Below are 18,589 nucleotides of genomic sequence, written 5' to 3' on the forward strand. Positions count from 1 at the left end.
CGCCACCAGCGAATTTGAAGCCAACACGCTCGACCTCCTGATTAAGCTGCTGTCCTACAACTTGTTCGAACGCTTCAAAAGCGATTGCTGCGAACCGGTACATCAGCCCTATACGATTGCCCGATTCCGCTTGGAGTTTTTTCATTGCGCAGCAACGCTCGTTCGGCACAGTCGATCAGTTGTGCTCAAGCTGATCAAGGATTTTGGCAACCAACACGCTTGGAAGCGTATCGAAGCTAAAGTGGTTCAATTGGAATGACACTTCCCAACATTTCACATGGAAAACGAAAGTGCCTCTTCACTGGGGAGGGGGCAGTTATCCTCATGTGGCTAAGTCGTTCAAATCCCGCTGGCACTATCTCCATTTTTTTACTTTCAGTGAACCGCTCATCGAAATTTTCCGCCGCATTCTTATGCGCTTTCGAAATTCAGGATTACTTAAGATTGACGTAGTCTGCTTCCACCAGAAGACCGAGCACCGCGGTAAATAACTTTCTCCAGTACATCCCTTCATTCGTTTGAGCGAAAGCGATTAATGGTACGGAAATCCAGAAACTGCCAGGCGGCTTTGGTGCGCATCTTCGGACTAGCTATCTCGGCCCCACCAGGATAGGCATCATCAAAGATTTGATCATCTAGGCGATTCACTACGTCGTTGATCAGGCGTACCGAATATTGGGCTGGGATAACTCCTTCTAAATCCACTGGCAAAAACAATTGAGCATGTTATATTGAAATGTACAAAGAAACCGTTCTTTTCGTAGATGGTGGGTGATACCTCCATTTTACTAAAGGACGGTTTCTTTTTTGATTAATATTTTTAAATAAACTTGGGTTGCCACTGGTCATTTTTCATGACTTATGGGACAGCCCCTTTCAATAAACTTTTACTTTATGGAGAAATCAGAAATAGCCATTGATAGCTTTCTATTGTCCTGACTACCTTTGAGAACATCACTTGGTATTAGCGCTTTCTCATCAGAAACAAAAACTATTCTATTGCTTCCTTTATATGGAATATTGAAAGTGGCCAATTTTGATGTGGTTTCTATAATTCCTTCGTATACCTTAACATCGTTAACAAATATTTTGCAGTTACTTTGAGAGTAAAACCTTGATAGATTGACATTCACAACTGCATTGTCGTTTTTTGTATACACAGTCATTTCAGCTCTCTCTGGTGTCCATCTGTATTTTTGGTTATCGTGTTGTTCCAAGCCTTCCCATCCAATAAGGAAAGAGGCTTCAGTATCTTGGGTGAATATATCTTCATTTGCAGCAAATCTTTTTACAAACCGTAGGTCAGATACACTTAGTTTTGGGCTTCCATTCTCATACCTAAGTTTACCAGTAATAGGATCCATAAGAAGAGTTTTACGTATGCCTTCATCATTTGAAATTGAAATAGGCAACTTATCGATAAAACGAATTTCCCCTCCTAATGCACGTTCTGCAAATATTTCTTCAGGAGGATTATAAAATGATGGGGCTACTGATATAACAAATTTAGCTAATGGGCTAAACGAAACGTGATTATCTCCTTTATAGAGAGACATACAAGTAAATGTAATGATGCCTGTAATGATCACAAACAACGAAGAAGTTGCCATAAATGTTCTTTTTTTCATACTGCAAGCATAGCTAGTCGTGCCTACTGCCAACATTGGAATAAACCAGACAGAGTAACGATTAATGTACATCATTCCACTATTCCAATTTGCCTGCGGGGAACAAATTAAACCGAATATAAATAGTATAATCACACTTGCAATAGCTAATTTATCTTTTTTCCAAACTGCCAAGAGAATCATAATGAGTAAAACAGGAACATAAGCAAGCAAACCAAAATTCAAATCATAAAACAGACTTGCAATTCGATTTAGTGAAATTTCTTCGAAAGATGCCGAATCTTTTCCAATCAGACTTGGTGTGTGATATAAAACATAGAAAAAGATATATTGAATTAATACTACAGCGGATGCAAAAGTGCAGTAAATTAATTTTTTAGTTATCTTACGAGCCCTTAGAAGTACAAACCACCAAACTACAAAAGGAATAATAGATAGTCCTGGGTTTTGAAGTGAACCAATTGCCGGTAATAAGCAGGCCCAAAAATAGCGTTTATTAAGAAACTCAAGCAATCCTAAAAATAGTAAACAATATGAAAATACCTCTGGACTTGACCAAGGCAAATATAATAGTATAGGGTTGAACAAATGAATTAAAACTAACCAAATTTTCCCTCTATTTTCTACATTAGTTTTATAAACAATCCACCAAAACACAAGTAGATACAAAATAACGTTAACTAATTGAAATTGAATAAAGGGATGTAAATGTAGTATTTTCGCAAAAAAATAAGGAATTGCACATATAGCTGAATAAATCCAAAAGTGCCAAAAATAAACTCTGTCATTCAGAGCTTTAGTAGCCCCACTAAAACCGAGATGTACATCATATTCTTTCCATAATTCTTGTAGTTGAGCATTATCCTCCGAGGTAAATTGCGGAGATAAGTGATTGGCAAATGAGATGGTCATCCCCATATATTCACTAGCATCGCCATACAATTTAGGCTTATGAACTATTGCCCATATTAATAAAATAGCAGATACAATAATCATAAAACTAAGTAAAAGTTTCCTTCTTGTCATTATATTTACTCCGCTCTATTAAATTAACTCAATTTTTACCCTCTGGATAATATCATTACCCCTAAACAAATCACGCAAATGCCCGTTATTTTATAAACTGATAAACTTTCTCCCAAGTAATAATATCCAATAACTGCAGCAATAATATAGCCCAAGCTCAAGAAAGGATAAGCATAACTCACTTGAACTCTAGAAAGCACAACTAACCATACAAATAAGCTTATTACATAACTTCCTATTCCACTCCATATATATGCATTCTTTATAATTGACGGTAATAATCCAATAATTGTTTGAATATCAAAACTTAATTTACCTACTAAATCCATACCCTTTTTTAATAGCAATTGTGCAATTGCATTCAATACGACCCCTATTAGAATCAATATAAAATTAATCAAAAATTTCACAACCTTAAATTAAATTATTAAGTAAATATAGGAAAGATCCTATTAGTATTCCTAATATAATTCCACCAATAACCTCATGCTTCTTATGGCCCATGCTTTCCCTTAATCCACTTTCACCCAGCTTATTAATGATTATCATTTTGTTTATTATTTTAGCATGTTTACCAACATTCCGTCTCAATCCAATAGCATCAATAATAACTATTAAAGCAATAGCTAAACCAAGACCAAATATAGGTGTATTCAGACCTTCTTTTAGGCCGACCAAAGTAACAGAAGTAACTATAATAGTTGTATGCGTACTAGGGAATCCACCATTTCCAATCTTTCCAAAAGCACCTTTTCCAAATCTAATATAATTTATAAAAAATTTCAAGGAGCCTGATATGAGCCAACCTAAAAAAGGCGCTATAAAATATATCAAAACTACACCTTCCTTATACATTAACTAATTTTTCAATCAATATTAATTGTTGAAACAAAAAAACTCAACTCTCTAGTATCATTGTTATTAAGTTCTTTAATTTCCTGTGGAATTGTACTGGAAGAAGTAGATAATATCTTCAATGTATTAAGGCCTGAATTTACGCTTCCTTTAAAAGCTATTTTCTGAGGCTCTACTCCTATTGTCCCAGTAAAAATAACTTGTTCATTTAGTAAAATAATACAATCTCTTTCTTTATAGAAACTTCCTATAACAATTTCAAACTTGCTATTTTTTTGTTGATTAGAATTAAAGATTAGGTCTGAGGTTTGGTTAGTCCATCTATAATTATTATTTTGGGATTTTTCAATACCATACCAACCCGACAGGAAAGTTGCCGTTGTTGTATTACTAAAAATATCTTGATTGGGCTCAAAGTTTGACAAACTATAAATAGCATTTGATTTCACAAACTGATATTTGCCGTCAAGATACCCTTGTATTCCAAATTTATTTTGTTGGTATTCTTTCCTCATCCCGGTCGAACTCCATACCGCTACACTAGATGGGAATTGGTCTTTCGGTACTTCCCTACCTAAAGATCTTTCAACGAATACTTCGTAAGGTGGATTGTATAACGAAGGCACTGTTGAAAATGCAATCTTCGCCAAAGGACTGAACTTCAAATAATTTGTACCATCATACTTAGTAATACAATAAATTAATACAGTGCCTGAGGAAAGAATGAATACCAGTGAAATTATAGCCAAATTCCTGAACTTAAGGTTGGTGAAATAATCAATGGTGGAAAAGATAATTATTGGTATCATCCATACACTATAACGATTAATATACATCATTCCGCTATTCCAGTTAGCCTGGGTCGCACAAATCATAGATAACATCAAGAGAACTATCGCCCAAAAAATAACCTCTTTATTCAATCTAAAAACCAACCAGATAAATCCAATAAGAAGAACAGGAATAAACAAAATCATACCAAAATTCAAGTCAAAAAATAAGCTTGATATTTTACTAATTGTAATTAGACTGCTGGAAGCATATCCACTAGAAGCTATAATATTAAATTGTTTGTAATTAATATAATAAAACAAATAGGGAACAAGAACTATGCAAGAACAAAAACTCATGACAATAAATGACTTATCAATTTTTTTTGTTGAAAATATATAAAAAATAATAATACAGGCTACCATAATGGCTATTGCGGGGTTTTGCAACGAAGCCAAGGATATCAACACAACTGAGCTTAATAATCTTTTCTCGTATAATTCAATTAGTCCTATAAACAAAAGTACATAACTAAAAACTTCAGGGTGACTCCAAGGTAAATATAACCAAATGGGGCTTAGAATACTCGCTAAAATTAACCAAGTCTTCTTTCGAATAGAAAATGAATTTTTGTGCAATATCCACCAAAACATAATGATAAGAAATATTGCATTTGTTATTTGAAATACTTTAAAAGTATTTAGATGAAATAATTTCAACATAAAAAAAACAGGTACACATATTAAAGAATAAAACCAAAAATGATAGGAATAAAAGTTGCCAGACAAGTCTTTAAAATACCCCGAATAGTCTATATTTTTTATAACGTTAGCATCGATATTATACTGTAACGCTGTTGAATGAATAATTTCAATATCTTCTTTCTTCAAATCAGGAGTAAAATGATTCGCAAAGGATACAATCATTCCAAAATACTCCCAACCATCACCATATCTATTAGGTTTATGATAGAGTGTTACCAATATCAATATTATGGAAAAAACTATAAATAATTTCGAAATAACTCCATGAATTTTTTTTTTAGAAATATCCATTAAGAAAATCCCCGCTTACTCGAAATAATATAAAATAATGGCTACAGTTAAAGCATATAAAACTATTGTTATTTGTAGTGGTTTATCCTGTATTAATACTTTTTCAGGACTCCCTCCCTTATCTTGCATATAAATCAGATATAAGTATCTAAATATACCATATAATACATAAGGAATTGTCCACATCAACTGAATGGTTCTTCCTGATGTAAATGTAAATAACGAGTAGCTGATTATTGTTGCAGTTGTAACAATGCTATTCAATTGATTAATCAATTCAGGGGAGTAGTGCTCCAATACTTTTCGGTGAGATCCCTTAGAATCTTGGAGCAAAATTAGTTCATGCCTACGTTTGCTTAATGCTAAAAATAAAGCTAGTAATAAGGTACAAATTAGAAACCAGGGAGTAAAATGGACTTCAATAACCAATCCTCCGCCAATTGCTCTCAAGACAAAACCTGCAGCAATAATCATTACATCAAGAATAACTACATTTTTTAATTTTAAAGAATAAGCAACATTTATAATAAAATATATACTTAAAAGTATTGAAAAAAGTGCGTTAAGATAAAAACCAATAATCAATGAAATAGCTAATAAAAACACTCCAAAAATCAGCGCAATATATGGGTTCAAAGCTCCTGAAGCCATAGGCCTGAATTTCTTTTCCGGGTGGTTTTTGTCAGCTTCTCGATCAACAAAATCATTAATAATGTAGACACATCCTGAAACTAAACAAAATAGAATGAATCCGGCAAGAGATTTCATACTCATATTGAGAGAGATATCTTTAAAAGAAAAAAGAAGCGCTGCGAATACCAGTAAATTTTTCGTCCATTGTTTAGGTCGTAGTTGTTTTAATAGTAATAATGGAAGTACGTTGTCCAACTTTCCCTTCGCTAAAACTGGAGAACTCAAATTTATCACCCTCTATGCTTTAAATAAAGAAAAAATAGAATCCGCAAATTGATTAATATTCCGATCAAAATTATTAATTAAAATAGAACTGGAGTTTTTTTGGTAATTACACATTACCTTTTTTATCGGTAGATATATATTACTAAGTTCCCCCATTTTAATTTTGTTGAGAAACTCATTATACTCTTGAACACATTTTAAAATAGTATGTTTATTTCTGGTAAAATCAATTATTCTCTGATTTTTAAGATCAAATCCCCCGAAATCCAGCAATTTCCTCAAACAATTAACGATATCTTCTTTTTCCTCCTTCCCATAAGAAACCTTTGAAACAATATCCTCCGGAAATTCGCTAAAAGAACCAATATCCGTGGTTATAACTGGTTTACCGTGCCCCATAATTCTGAGCAGACTTGCTGAGTTCTCCCCTTGTGTAGGGTACCTCAAGTTGAAACATATATCGGAAGCAGCGATATAGCGATCAAAATCCTGGAGGTCTACAAAACCAGTAATCACCACTTCATTGGTTAGACCTAATCTTCTTATTTTATCCTCTAATGGATAATTATCGGCTACTTGACCTACTATATAGAATTTAAAATCCTCAAGAAATTTTTCTTTTTTTAAATCATACAGAGCCTCTAGAATTTTATCTACTCGTTTGGTGTGATTAGTAAATCCTAATGTGCTGAAAATTAACTTATTTGGATCCAAGTTTAAATAATTTCTTGCATCAATTTTATTTCTATGAACAGTCTCGATATCTTCTGCAATATATGGTGCAGGAATTGGTGCTACAGTTATTGGAACATAGCTTGCAATCTCATGCAACAGTTTTTGTGCAAATCGTGAATGAACAATCACGCCTGCCGCGGTATCCAAAACTCTTAAATTTAATGGAAATTGCAATGAATTGGTTTCCCAAATAGGCGGAATTTCTCCTTTTACAAACCGCTCCACTTCAAGTAGTCCTTCATTACCATGACTGTAAAACATCTCATCTTCGTATGCTTTAAAATTACCATTCTCCAACGTTTTTGCAGCATAAAAATGATGTAAAGAAAAGTCGTGGAGAACTACAATACCTGGATACTGAAGCATCAATTCATATATTTCTTTATGGGCATGATAATTATTTCCCATATGGTAAACAACCGAACTGTATTCTTTCTGAGCATATAACCTTGGGAATTCTTCATGAGTCTTTATGTTAAAATTCATTTTAATTATTTTATTTTCAATTTCAAAACCATTAGGAACAAATACATCGATTTCATAATATTCTTTTAAATACGGCAGTAAATCTTCACTATAATCGGATATTCCAGAGCGTACAGGATTAAGTGGTGAAAAGTAGGCTATTTTATCCATTTTTTATCCCTATCTTATAGTTTCAGTTAATCGATCAATTACATTATCCCATGATATGTCCTGAACGATATTGTAACCTGCTTGGCCAAAATCAGTAGCCTTAATTTTATTATGATATAAAAAGTTAATTTTCTCGGCTATTTGCTCTTCATGAGACAAGATAAATCCATTAACGTTATCTTGAACAAACTCCAAAACTCCGCCAGAATCTTCAAATGATATAATGCATTTCTTCGACAAAAAGGCTTCTAAAGTGACATATCCATAATCCTCATCATAAGGAGCATAATATACACCGAGGCAGTTAGCCAAATAATGCAGTAACTCAGTGTCATCAATAAACCCAACTAGCTTGATTCTATGCTCAAGATTTAATTTATGAATTAGTTTTTGCAAATTCTCTTTCTCAGGCCCAGTCCCTACTATTATGCATTTTACATTATTATCCGTATATTTAATAGCATTTATTAATAAATCAATTCTTTTTAATTTGTCCAATCTCCCAACTGACAAGATATAATCATCATAATTTTCGGTGTAATACTTCCCATAGTGTTTAGGAGGATGATAAAGTACTTCAGCATTAATATTATTGTATTTATTTAAACGATTCGCGTTATTATTTGAAGTGGTAAATAGCTTATTGCATTCGTTCAAGCTATTCTGGTCGAATCTCTTAACCAATTCCCTTGTCGACAAGCTTTCGGGAGTATGATCAAACTCACTGTATTGGGTTCCAAATAAATCATAGACTTGTCTAAATTGATGCATCAACCAAACCACTTTATTAGAATGTTGAACACCATAGGATGGAAACTTCATTGGAATAACTAAATCAATTTTTTCGCCATTACTTTCTGATAGATCAATCAATCGCCAGTTCAGCATACTCTGAACTAACTGTTCATTGGGATACCATTTGTATGGCAGCGTTATAATATCAGCATCATAATTTCTTTTCAATAATTCTTTTTTCAAAGATTCCGCATGCAGTTCACCACCACCATAGAAGAAAGGAACTTGTGCATGACAGATTGCAACTTTTCTCTTTTTCATGATTCAACCTCTCTTCTTGCGGAAACATACTAAGGTAGCCAAAGAAATATTTTGGCTCCTAATTACTTCTTTGGGCAGCAGAAATTCTCCATATGGTATTGAATCCACAATTTCAAAGTTATTTTCAGACAATTCATCTTCAATTTCAAAATCATACCAAAAAACATCATAGACATTGAAATTTTCCCAGCCAACTTGCTTTCTTAACTGTGTTTCAGCAATTTTATTTGGAAATTCACACAAAATTATTCCATCATCAGTAATAAAATTGTATAGTTTTTGGTATATTTCTTTTCTATCTAGATAATCATAATGTCTTATAAATCTAAAAATGGTTACTACATGAAATTTAAGGTCAGGCTCGAAATCATAAAAGTTGTCTTTAATATATGTGACTTTGCTACTTGAATCCAGTTTCTTAGCTGACACTGAAATCATAAATCCAGAATTTTCTAAAGCAGATACCTTGCCGTATTTAGTTAATTCTCGAAGAACCCTACCGTCACCTGAAGCAATATCTAACAATTTAATATTCTGATTATTAGATTTGTATTTGTCGATTAAATAATTGATTGCAGAACGCTCCAACAAATCAAAAGTTCGCATGGGATAACTGCTAAACCGATGTTCATCATAAAGTTCTGCAATTCGTTCATCGTTATAATAGCTTGCTATTTCTTTTCGGTTCATTACTAAATAATTACCTTTTTGCTCAAGTTGAGTTTGCCATCTTTTAAGAGTAGGCACTGGAATTTGGTCTTTTAATAAGCGGTATATTCTTACGTAATCATGGGATTCTTCATTATCTAAATAAAACTTATTAAATCCCAATTTATCTACTTGCTTCTTATATTTCTCATAATCGGTTATTATTATGTTTAATTTCATTTGTAAATCATCAATGTCGGGTTTAGCAATGACTCCAAAATTATATTTGGTAATAATATCCTTGATGCCAACTACATCTGTTATTATTACTGGTATTCCCAAGGAAATAGCTTCAACTATTGAAAGAGGGCTTGAATGATTATTATGAAGTGAAGTATACGGTACAATTACAACGTCTACATTCTTGTAAAAATCATACATATCAATATGCCCATTCAAAACCTCAATATTTGATAGATTATACTGATTTATCTGATTTTCTAGTTTTTCTAGAACATTGCCACGCCATGCAATTTTAAAATGACATTCTTCATGCTTACTTGCTAATTCAATCAATAGTGGTACTCCACGATCCTCCCAGGAATCCTCTGACATTGGCGATGAAGCAAAACCGACAGTAAATTTACTATTTTTTTCTTTCACAAAATCGTTGCGATTCATTTTCGTTTTTGTAACAATTTGGGTTGTTCGAATCCCCAATTTTGATAGTAATTTTGTTACGATAGAAGATTTTGTAGTAACAAGCAGATTTCCGACATCTATGGCATGCCTAATATGAACTAAATAACCCTCTTCATAGCGAGGCAATGGGTTCATACCAGTAACTGTGTAGAGAGTAAGAAATGAACGCTCTCCATAATTAGCTTCAAAAAGATGATACCCTTCCAAACTATCACTAAATATGTGAATAATGTCAGGAGAATATTTTAATAATAATTCATCAAATTTATAACCCCAACACGAAATGTTAAGATTATTATCGATATCTTCTTCATTTTCCCCCAATTCACTTTCCAAAGAAATAAATCTAAATTGGAAGTCTTCAATTTTTTCATCAAAGATCTTATAATAAGTTATGGCTTCTTTTTTTATAGCTTCTATATCAGCATCTTTTCTATAATTAAAACAAAAAAAGTAAACTTTTGGTCTACTGTTCGACAAATTTATTGACATGTCCCTTGATTTCAGCTCCTGTATTTAAATTTGCCAATCCCAAACAGGATAATGTGGAAATAACCCGAAAGAAAGTAACATCCACTAGTCTGTCTACAGTGATACTTTCTCCGTTAGCCTGGTCAGTTATTCCCAGACTTAAGAAATAAGTTCCTTCATTTAAATGCATAGGAAATTTAAAGGTATATCTCAAGAAATCCTTTGAATTAATGGAATGAATTTTACAACCCAGTATTTTGCTGTTCGAGCCGAATACTTCAACTCCATTAATAGTCTTAAAGAGAACTCCAAGCACCGGTTCTTCAATAAAATCTTCAGCAACAGCCTCAACTTCGATTTGGATTGCTTTTCCGGTTTTAAAAATGGAGCTCTCCTCCCCATTTTCGTCCAAAAGCTTGAAGCTAGTGATTTTAGCTTTGCCGTTACCATATCGAATATCTTTTTTTTCTTTTTTCTCTGAATTATCTAGCTGATCTAGGTTGGCCGTTAACGTCATTTTTTGATAGTAATTAGCAACATCGTTCGATGTCCCTTCATATATGAGATTACCATCATAAATCAACGCAACCCGATTACAAAGTGCTCTTATTGCATTTAAATCATGACTAACAAAAATAATTGTCTTTCCTTTTGCTTTAAATTCCTCAAATTTTTTAAAGCACTTTCTCTGAAAAACCTCATCTCCAACAGCGAGTGCTTCATCAATAATCAAAACATCAGGATCAACATTTATAGCTAACGAGAATGCAAGTCGGACAAACATACCACTTGAATAACTCTTAACAGGTTTATCAAAAAAATCGCCAATACTCGCAAATTCTTGAATAGATTCTAATCTAGTCAGCATTTCACTTCTTGAAATTCCATGTAAATGACTATTCAAAATCACATTTTCTCGCCCTGATAATTCAGGATGGAACCCCGCACCCAACTCCAATAATGCGGCTATTCTACCATTAACAATAAATTCACCATCAGTTTGCTGTTTCGTTTGCGCCAAAATACTTAAGAGTGTACTCTTTCCAGATCCATTGAAACCAATGATGCCATAAGTTTCCCCTTTTAGTACTTTAAAATTTATATCTTTTAAAGCCCAGAAGCTCTTAAAATGTCTTTGTCCCTGATAAGGGAAAATATTCATAAATTTACCAAAAGAATTAGAATATAATTTATATCGCTTAGAAAGATTGATGCATTGAATAGCCACATCATTCTCTATATTATTAACAGGTAATTTGGATTTCCTATCCAACTTTATTTTGGTGTTTAGTATATTAGAACCGTAGTCTTCAAACCATGAGATACCTTCATGAACTAAATCCCAGGTTAATTCAATATTTTCACATCTTTGAGATACTATATAATTGGCTCTGACCTCTATGCTTTCTCCTGGAGAAACATTATAGGGAAGTTTCGTTCTAATCCCTTCAGAAAGAACCTGGTTTTCGCTCTTAATTCGATAACAAATAGCAACAGGATTTTTTTTATCGTATGCATTCCAAGTGTTAGTACCAATATTAGTTATTTTCAACTTAATGCTACTCATACGATTAACTTGTGTGATTATAATATTATCTTCTTCAAGGATATTAATATTAGCTTTATATTCGTTGTTCATTGTAGGTTCCTACTTTTATTTAAAGTATCAAAAACGGAAAGTAACTTTCCTTCTAATTCAATATTATCAGGATCGTACTTAAGAGCAAATAGAAGCAATTGATAACTTAGATCAAACTCATTTTTTCTAAAATAAAAATCGCTTAATTCAATAAGAATATTTTTGGTTGTCTCTTTCCTTGAATCATCAACAATATTCAATATTTTATTGTTTAGACTTTCGATGTCAATTTTTTGCTGTTCTATTTCATTTTTTTGTTGTTGGATTTGAAGGGTTAATTGTTCGACTATCTCTGTTTGTAATTCAATTCTTTTTTGTAGTTCACTAATCTTTTTATCAGAACCATAATTAATTTCATCTTTAAACTTATTAAGATTAGTTTCTAAATTGTTATTTGAGGATGCTGCAACTTCTGTCAAATAATGATTTCTTGCATTTTCTTGATCTTTTAAATCATTAACTAAATCATCAACTGAAGAAATAAGTAATTCTTCGATTTTTTTGGCTTGATGTTCTTGGTTATCTTTAACTTGCTGTTGTAAGTAGCGAACATTTTCAATCATCAGTTGATTGAATGTAATTTGTTTATTAAGTATTGGACGAATAAGTTTTCTAATAACTTTTTTAAAAGCAATAATAAATTTCCCCAAAAATTTTCTGTGAGAGAAATAATGAACCTCAGAAATATTATGAAGTTCAATTAATTTCTCAATGTTTGAAAAATAAGCATCATTAACTTGATGTCCTGATACAATATTTCTTTCAATATTTTCTTTTAATCTTTTTTTTAATTGTTCTGTATTGAAATTAAGTTGCATTTCAGACACCAACCCTTTTTTATTAAATCAAATCAGAAACTTCGTTAACTAGTTTTTTATATATTAAGGATCCTACTAGTACCATGCCTAATGTAATTAAGATAATGGAAACAAAATCAATGCCGTCAAGTGGTTTATTAAAAACAATATCTTGAAACAAACGAATAAAATAATATAAAGGGTTCCAGTCAATAAAATATTGATATTCTTTTGGAATAATGTCTTTTACATATACTATAGGTGTAAACCAAAACCATAACGGCAGAACTATTGAAAAAATCTGTGATAAATCCCTAAAATGGATAGTAGTAACACATAATATTAACCCTACCCCAAGTGCAAAAATTTGAAGCAAAACAAGAAGTGGAAATATAAGTAAATAACTAAATGAAACGGCTTGCCCAACTAATAGTAACACAATAAAAAGTAAAACATAATTTATAAAAAGTTCAATTAATGAAGAACATATTATGGCGAGAAGTAAAATAACTTTAGGGAAATACACTTTTTTTACTATGTTCGAATTTTCAATAAAAACATTTTGTAATCTAATTAGTGAATTATTGAAAATGGTCCATGCAAGTATACCGGAGCTAAGATATATACTATAATCAAAAGTTCCTGTCATTTGAGGCAACTTGGCCATCATAAGTTTTGAGAAGATCAAAGTATATATTAAGATATAACAAATAGGCATCAAAATGTTCCACAGTATTCCCAAATGTGAACTGGCATATTTACTTTTAAAATCTTTAATTGTTAAATCCCTTAAAAGTCCTGAATATTTAAGTACCATAAGACCACCAAATTTCTTATTGATTAAAGGATGTTCTAAAATAATTTATTGTATCCACTAAAGAATCGTCAATTAACCATTTAGGCTTCCATTGAGTGTGACTAATTATTTTAGTATTATCACCAAAATAAAAAGGTATATCATTAGGTCTAAATAATCGTTTGTCTATTTCATAAGATATTTCTACTTTAGAAAGGGCGATTAATTTTTCCAATATTGTTATTATTCCCAATGGAACACCTGAACAAACATTATAAATACTTCCTGTTTCACCTTTTTCAGCTGCTAATAAATAAGCATTAACTATGTCTCTAACATCCGAAAAATCTCTTTTCGAAGTTAAGTCTCCAACTTTTAATTTTGGTTCACTTAACCCATTCTCTATTTTGACGATTTGATTTGCGAAATCAGGAACTACGAATCCTAATCTTTGTCCTGGACCAATATGATTAAAGGGCCTCATATGAATAATATCCAATCGATTGACATTCAAATAATTAGCAATTAACCTCGAAACAGCCGCCTTAGATTCCCCATAAGGATTTTGTGGATTTAGTTCATAATCTTCTTTGATTGGCATTTGCCAATTTGGATCATATCCGTATTCTTCAGATGATCCTACATTAATAATTCGAACCGGCAAATCTAATTCAGCCACTGCATCTAATAAAACTGTTGTTTTCTCGACATTTGTATAGAATGTTCCATCCGGATCTTCCCATGACCGACGCACATTACTTTGTGCCATTAAATGAAAAATATAATCAGGTTTTATCTTTTTCAAAATCTTTTTAAATTCATCTTTGTCTTCTAACGCAGTAGTTATTAGGTAGTTGTAGTAGTCATTATGTTCTAAAAAGGCACTTCTAGAAGTGCCGTAAACAATGTGTCCTTTTGAAATTAATAGTTTACCCAAGTGTTTGCCTACAAAACCATTAATTCCTGTTATTAACGATATAGTCATGTTTTTATACCTTATACTTAGATAGTTTCTGAAGATCACTCTCTACCATCATTTGTACAAGCTGCTGAAAACCAACCTTTTGCTCCCAACCAAGTTTTTGTTTAGCTTTAGTACAATCTCCCAATAAAAGATCTACTTCAGCTGGCCGGACAAATTTAGGATCAACTATGACATAATCTTTCCAATTTAGGTCTACGTAATTAAAAGCAATTTCAACTAGTTCTTGAACCGTATGCATCTCACCGGTGGAAATAACATAATCATCAGCATATTCTTGCTGCAGCATCAGATGCATCGCCTTTACATAATCGCCTGCAAAGCCCCAATCTCTTTTGGCATCCAGATTCCCCATTCGCAGTTCTTTCTCAAGGCCTAATTTAATTCTAGCAGCAGCATCAGTAACTTTTCGTGTAACAAACTCTACGCCGCGGCGCGGAGATTCGTGATTGAACAATATACCCGAACAAGCATACATATCAAAACTTTCACGATAATTCACTGTAATCCAGTGTCCATAAACTTTAGCAACACCATAAGGGCTCCGCGGATAGAACGGCGTTGTTTCTTTTTGAGGAGTTTCAACAACTTTACCGAACATTTCACTGCTTGAGGCTTGATAAAATCTAGCCTCCGGCTTAGTTAAACGAACAGCCTCCAACATATTGGTAACACCGATGCCCGTTACCTGTCCGGTTAATACAGACTGTTCCCAGGAAGTACCAACAAAGGATTGTGCCGCCAAGTTATATACTTCATCAGCATTTGAAATACGGATTGCGCTTATCAAGGAACCTTGATCAAGCAGATCCCCTTCAATAAACTCAATTTCATTTTTTATATGTTCGACGTTTTCCATAATCGGAGTACTAGTTCTTCTACGTAAACCAAATACTTTATACCCTTTAGAGAGCAATAACTCAGCCAAATATGAACCATCTTGTCCTGTAACGCCCGTAATCAATGCCGATTTTGTCATCTTCAATAACTCCTTAATTTAGATAATTGTTATCTTTTATAAATATTGATCAAGCTTTTGAGTTCTCAGTTCTTTTAAAAGCAGCTTCACTTCTTGGGCTTTATCTTTTGTACAAATCAATGTTACATCTTCTGTATCAACGATAATAAGATCCTCAATCCCTAAGGTAGCAATAAGTTTACCGTTGCTTTCAATGATGCATCGTTTTGTATCCAAGTTCAAAATATTTCCTTTTATAACATTCCCATTTTCATCCCGATCGTTGATACGATCAAGCGCTGTCCAGCTGCCTACATCATCCCATCCGAAAACACAGGGAATGACATAAATATTGCTCACTTTCTCCATTATACCGTAGTCGATGGATTGGTCAGGCATTTTGTAAAACTCATTACGGATTAATTGATTGCGGTCTGTATCGGTTTGAAAAGCCTTCTTTAATGTCTCCAATACGTCATGCATATCTGGCATAAGCTGTTTAATATAATTTCTTATAACATCGGTTTTCCAGATGAAGATTCCGCTGTTCCAGAAAAAATTACCTGAATCCAAGTAAGATTGTGCTGTCTCCAAATCCGGTTTTTCTACGAACTTATTGACCTTATGCACATCTAAATCATTAACTTTTTGAATTTGTTTGGTGCTTTCGATATAGCCGTAACCTGTTTCCGGATAAGTCGGTTGAATCCCGAGGGTCACAAGATTATCTTTCTCTCGGGCTACTTCAACAGCAGTTCGAAGAATTTTAATAAAGCCTTCATCGTTCTCAATAATATGATCGGAAGGCAGGACAACCATAGTACTATCAGGGAATTTTTCCTCTATAATTAAAGAAGCAAGCCCCACGCAAGGAGCGGTGTTTCTTCCGATAGGCTCAATAATGATATTATCAGCAGGAAGATTTGGTATTTGGGCACGGATTAATTCGGCATACAATTCATTAGTAACTATGAAGATATGAGTTATATCTATAAGTTTTTCAAGTCTAGCGATAGTTTGCTGTATCATTGATTTGCTGCCAGAAATATTCAGGAATTGCTTTGGCAAATGGGTACGGCTTTTGGGCCAGAAACGTTCGCCTTTCCCGCCTGCCATAATCACAGCGGTAATGGTCATGTCTTCCCCTCCAGTTATCGACATAAAACGAGCAATTATATACAACTACAATATTATAGCCTATCAAAATAAGGCAAAGCAATCTTTTCTGGAATTAATTGTTTCTAGCACCACATTATTAGTATAATAGAATCAAACAATGATAATTTTATTAACTTTCATGTTAACAGTTTCAGTATTCAAGAGGATAGTTAATAAAATTGGCAATATGTTATGTTGCTTTACTTAGCTTATTCAGACTAAAATCATATATGATAAGTCGAATTTTCGGAGGTACAGAAAGTGAATTACTCCTATACAACGACAAATTCCAAAAAGGAACAACTTATACCAACCATTGAAATTAATAAAAAATTAGAGACGAAGAAGAATATATCCAGTATATTAGGTTCTGTTTTTATATTGCTAGAATTAGCCTTGATTACCTTCATCTATTTCTTGTTATATGAATATCGAATTGCTCAAGAATTTGATGAAAGTCTTATTTGGAATATGCACTCCCCCCGTTTTATCAATTATATTGTATTCTTTATAATTTCTTCGTTGACTTACCTAATATTTGTGTACAGATATCAGCTATTTCGTTTTAGATCGGGATCAGGACTTGCAGATGAGCTTTACAAAGTCATTAAAGCATTTTCTTTTTCAATTCTGATTACTATTGGTGTAAGTTTTATATTAAAGTTTACGGATTTATCAAGATTGGTAATTGTGAGTTACTGGTTTGCCGCAATTATATCCTCATGTTCAATAAGATCCATTAAGCGATTTATGTATATTCAATTGGCCCAGCAAGGTATTGTTAGTAAGAACGTAGTTATTGTTGGAGCCGGCAAATTCGGCAAATCGCTAATGGAAGAATTGTCAAATTACCGTTACTTGGGATATCAAATTGTAGGTTTTGTCGATGACAATGAGTTTACTGATTTTAAAGGTAATAAGTATTTAGGGCCAGTATCCAAAATCAATGAAATTCTGAAAGACCAGTTGGTCGAGGAAATAATTATTACAATCCCTTCCGAACGGGAACTCGTTAATAAACTCATTACAGACCTTAGAAAATTGGATATTCAAATTAAAATTGTTCCTGATCTATATAATCTTGTTATGAGTACCGTACAAATTGGCAATATTAACACTTTGCCCGTTGTTACTTTAGTGAAAACTCCAATGAGAGGCGTCGGTTTGGCTTTCAAGCGGTTAATTGATATTATAGCATCGTCTTTACTAATCCTAGTAATTTCACCCATTTTTTTGATAACAGCATTAGCTATTAAACTGGACTCCAAAGGCAGCATTATTTATAAGCAGCAGCGAATCGGAAAAAACGGTAAACAATTTCATATGTTGAAGTTTAGATCAATGATCACCAATGCCGACTCCATGCTCAAAAACCTTCAAGATAAAAATGAAGTAAATGGGCTAGCATTTAAAATGAAAGATGATCCGAGAATAACCAAAGTAGGAAGCTTCATACGAAAGTACTCTATTGATGAGCTTCCTCAGCTTTTCAATGTCCTTAAAGGGGACATGAGCTTAGTAGGCCCGCGTCCTCCTCTGCCCAATGAAGTTGAACGTTATGGGGACTGGGAGTGGAGAAGACTTGAAGTGCTCCCGGGCATTACCGGACTTTGGCAGGTAAGTGGGCGCAGCGATTTATCTTTCCAACAATGGATGAGCCTTGATATTTATTATATTGAAAACTGGAGTATTGTATTTGATATCAAAATATTGCTAAAAACTATTCCTGTTGTTCTAAAAGGAGAAGGAGCTTATTAA

General features: G+C 33.1%; 15 protein-coding genes and 1 pseudogene. 2 read left to right on the top strand and 14 right to left on the bottom strand.

Going from position 1 to position 18,589, the window contains the following annotated elements:
* A pseudogene (locus N0M98_RS29355) lies at positions 1 to 259 on the top strand (IS1380 family transposase); the annotation flags it as partial.
* A gap of 628 nt (positions 260 to 887) precedes the next feature.
* Here the strand turns inward: N0M98_RS29355 and N0M98_RS29360 are convergent.
* Genes N0M98_RS29360 through N0M98_RS29425 form a run of 14 tightly spaced genes read right to left on the bottom strand, consistent with a single transcriptional unit; the run spans position 888 to position 16,810 of the window.
* Complete coding sequence (locus N0M98_RS29360) at positions 888 to 2,654, bottom strand: hypothetical protein (RefSeq protein ID WP_259619985.1); 1,767 nt, start codon at positions 2,652 to 2,654, stop codon at positions 888 to 890.
* A 35-nt stretch (positions 2,655 to 2,689) separates the two neighbouring features.
* Positions 2,690 to 3,019: an EamA family transporter gene (locus N0M98_RS29365; protein WP_259619986.1), complete on the bottom strand. Its 330-nt coding sequence runs from the start codon at positions 3,017 to 3,019 to the stop codon at positions 2,690 to 2,692.
* 49 nt (positions 3,020 to 3,068) lie between these two features.
* A complete protein-coding gene (locus N0M98_RS29370; RefSeq protein WP_259619987.1) occupies positions 3,069 to 3,488 on the bottom strand; it encodes a divergent PAP2 family protein in 420 nt (139 codons plus the stop codon).
* 32 nt (positions 3,489 to 3,520) lie between these two features.
* Entirely contained in the window at positions 3,521 to 5,335 is a 1,815-nt protein-coding gene (locus tag N0M98_RS29375; RefSeq protein WP_259619988.1) for a hypothetical protein, read from the bottom strand.
* Positions 5,336 to 5,350: 15 nt separating this feature from the next.
* The gene (locus N0M98_RS29380) at positions 5,351 to 6,259 is read right to left on the bottom strand and encodes a decaprenyl-phosphate phosphoribosyltransferase (RefSeq protein WP_375295564.1); all 909 of its coding nucleotides are present in this window, start codon (positions 6,257 to 6,259) and stop codon (positions 5,351 to 5,353) included.
* Positions 6,260 to 6,265: 6 nt separating this feature from the next.
* Positions 6,266 to 7,624 (bottom strand): glycosyltransferase family 4 protein, encoded by a 1,359-nt coding sequence (locus tag N0M98_RS29385; RefSeq protein ID WP_259619990.1) that lies wholly within the window; start codon positions 7,622 to 7,624, stop codon positions 6,266 to 6,268.
* A gap of 9 nt (positions 7,625 to 7,633) precedes the next feature.
* On the bottom strand, positions 7,634 to 8,680 hold the full coding sequence (locus N0M98_RS29390; protein ID WP_259619991.1) for a glycosyltransferase family 4 protein: 1,047 nt from the start codon (positions 8,678 to 8,680) through the stop codon (positions 7,634 to 7,636).
* A 3-nt stretch (positions 8,681 to 8,683) separates the two neighbouring features.
* On the bottom strand, positions 8,684 to 10,522 hold the full coding sequence (locus tag N0M98_RS29395; protein WP_259619992.1) for a glycosyltransferase: 1,839 nt from the start codon (positions 10,520 to 10,522) through the stop codon (positions 8,684 to 8,686).
* The gene (locus N0M98_RS29400; protein ID WP_259619993.1) at positions 10,497 to 12,140 is read right to left on the bottom strand and encodes an ABC transporter ATP-binding protein; all 1,644 of its coding nucleotides are present in this window, start codon (positions 12,138 to 12,140) and stop codon (positions 10,497 to 10,499) included. The genes N0M98_RS29395 and N0M98_RS29400 overlap by 26 nt, the downstream gene beginning before the upstream one ends.
* Entirely contained in the window at positions 12,137 to 12,958 is an 822-nt protein-coding gene (locus tag N0M98_RS29405; protein WP_259619994.1) for a hypothetical protein, read from the bottom strand. The genes N0M98_RS29400 and N0M98_RS29405 overlap by 4 nt, the downstream gene beginning before the upstream one ends.
* Before the next feature lie 22 nt (positions 12,959 to 12,980).
* On the bottom strand, positions 12,981 to 13,754 hold the full coding sequence (locus tag N0M98_RS29410) for an ABC transporter permease (protein ID WP_259619995.1): 774 nt from the start codon (positions 13,752 to 13,754) through the stop codon (positions 12,981 to 12,983).
* A gap of 16 nt (positions 13,755 to 13,770) precedes the next feature.
* Positions 13,771 to 14,718 carry a GDP-mannose 4,6-dehydratase gene (locus N0M98_RS29415; RefSeq protein ID WP_259619996.1) on the bottom strand — a complete coding sequence of 316 codons (948 nt, stop codon included), beginning with the start codon at positions 14,716 to 14,718 and terminating at the stop codon, positions 13,771 to 13,773.
* A 4-nt stretch (positions 14,719 to 14,722) separates the two neighbouring features.
* Positions 14,723 to 15,694 (bottom strand): GDP-mannose 4,6-dehydratase, encoded by a 972-nt coding sequence (gene gmd / locus N0M98_RS29420; RefSeq protein ID WP_259619997.1) that lies wholly within the window; start codon positions 15,692 to 15,694, stop codon positions 14,723 to 14,725.
* 36 nt (positions 15,695 to 15,730) lie between these two features.
* Entirely contained in the window at positions 15,731 to 16,810 is a 1,080-nt protein-coding gene (locus N0M98_RS29425) for a mannose-1-phosphate guanylyltransferase/mannose-6-phosphate isomerase (protein ID WP_259619998.1), read from the bottom strand.
* A gap of 282 nt (positions 16,811 to 17,092) precedes the next feature.
* On the opposite strand from N0M98_RS29425, the gene N0M98_RS29430 reads away from it, so the two are divergent.
* Positions 17,093 to 18,589, top strand: a complete 1,497-nt coding sequence (locus tag N0M98_RS29430; RefSeq protein ID WP_259619999.1) for a sugar transferase — start codon at positions 17,093 to 17,095, stop codon at positions 18,587 to 18,589.

The sequence above is a fragment of the Paenibacillus doosanensis genome (assembly GCF_025060755.1).
In the GTDB taxonomy this organism is placed as follows: Bacteria; Bacillota; Bacilli; order Paenibacillales; family NBRC-103111; genus Paenibacillus_S; species Paenibacillus_S doosanensis.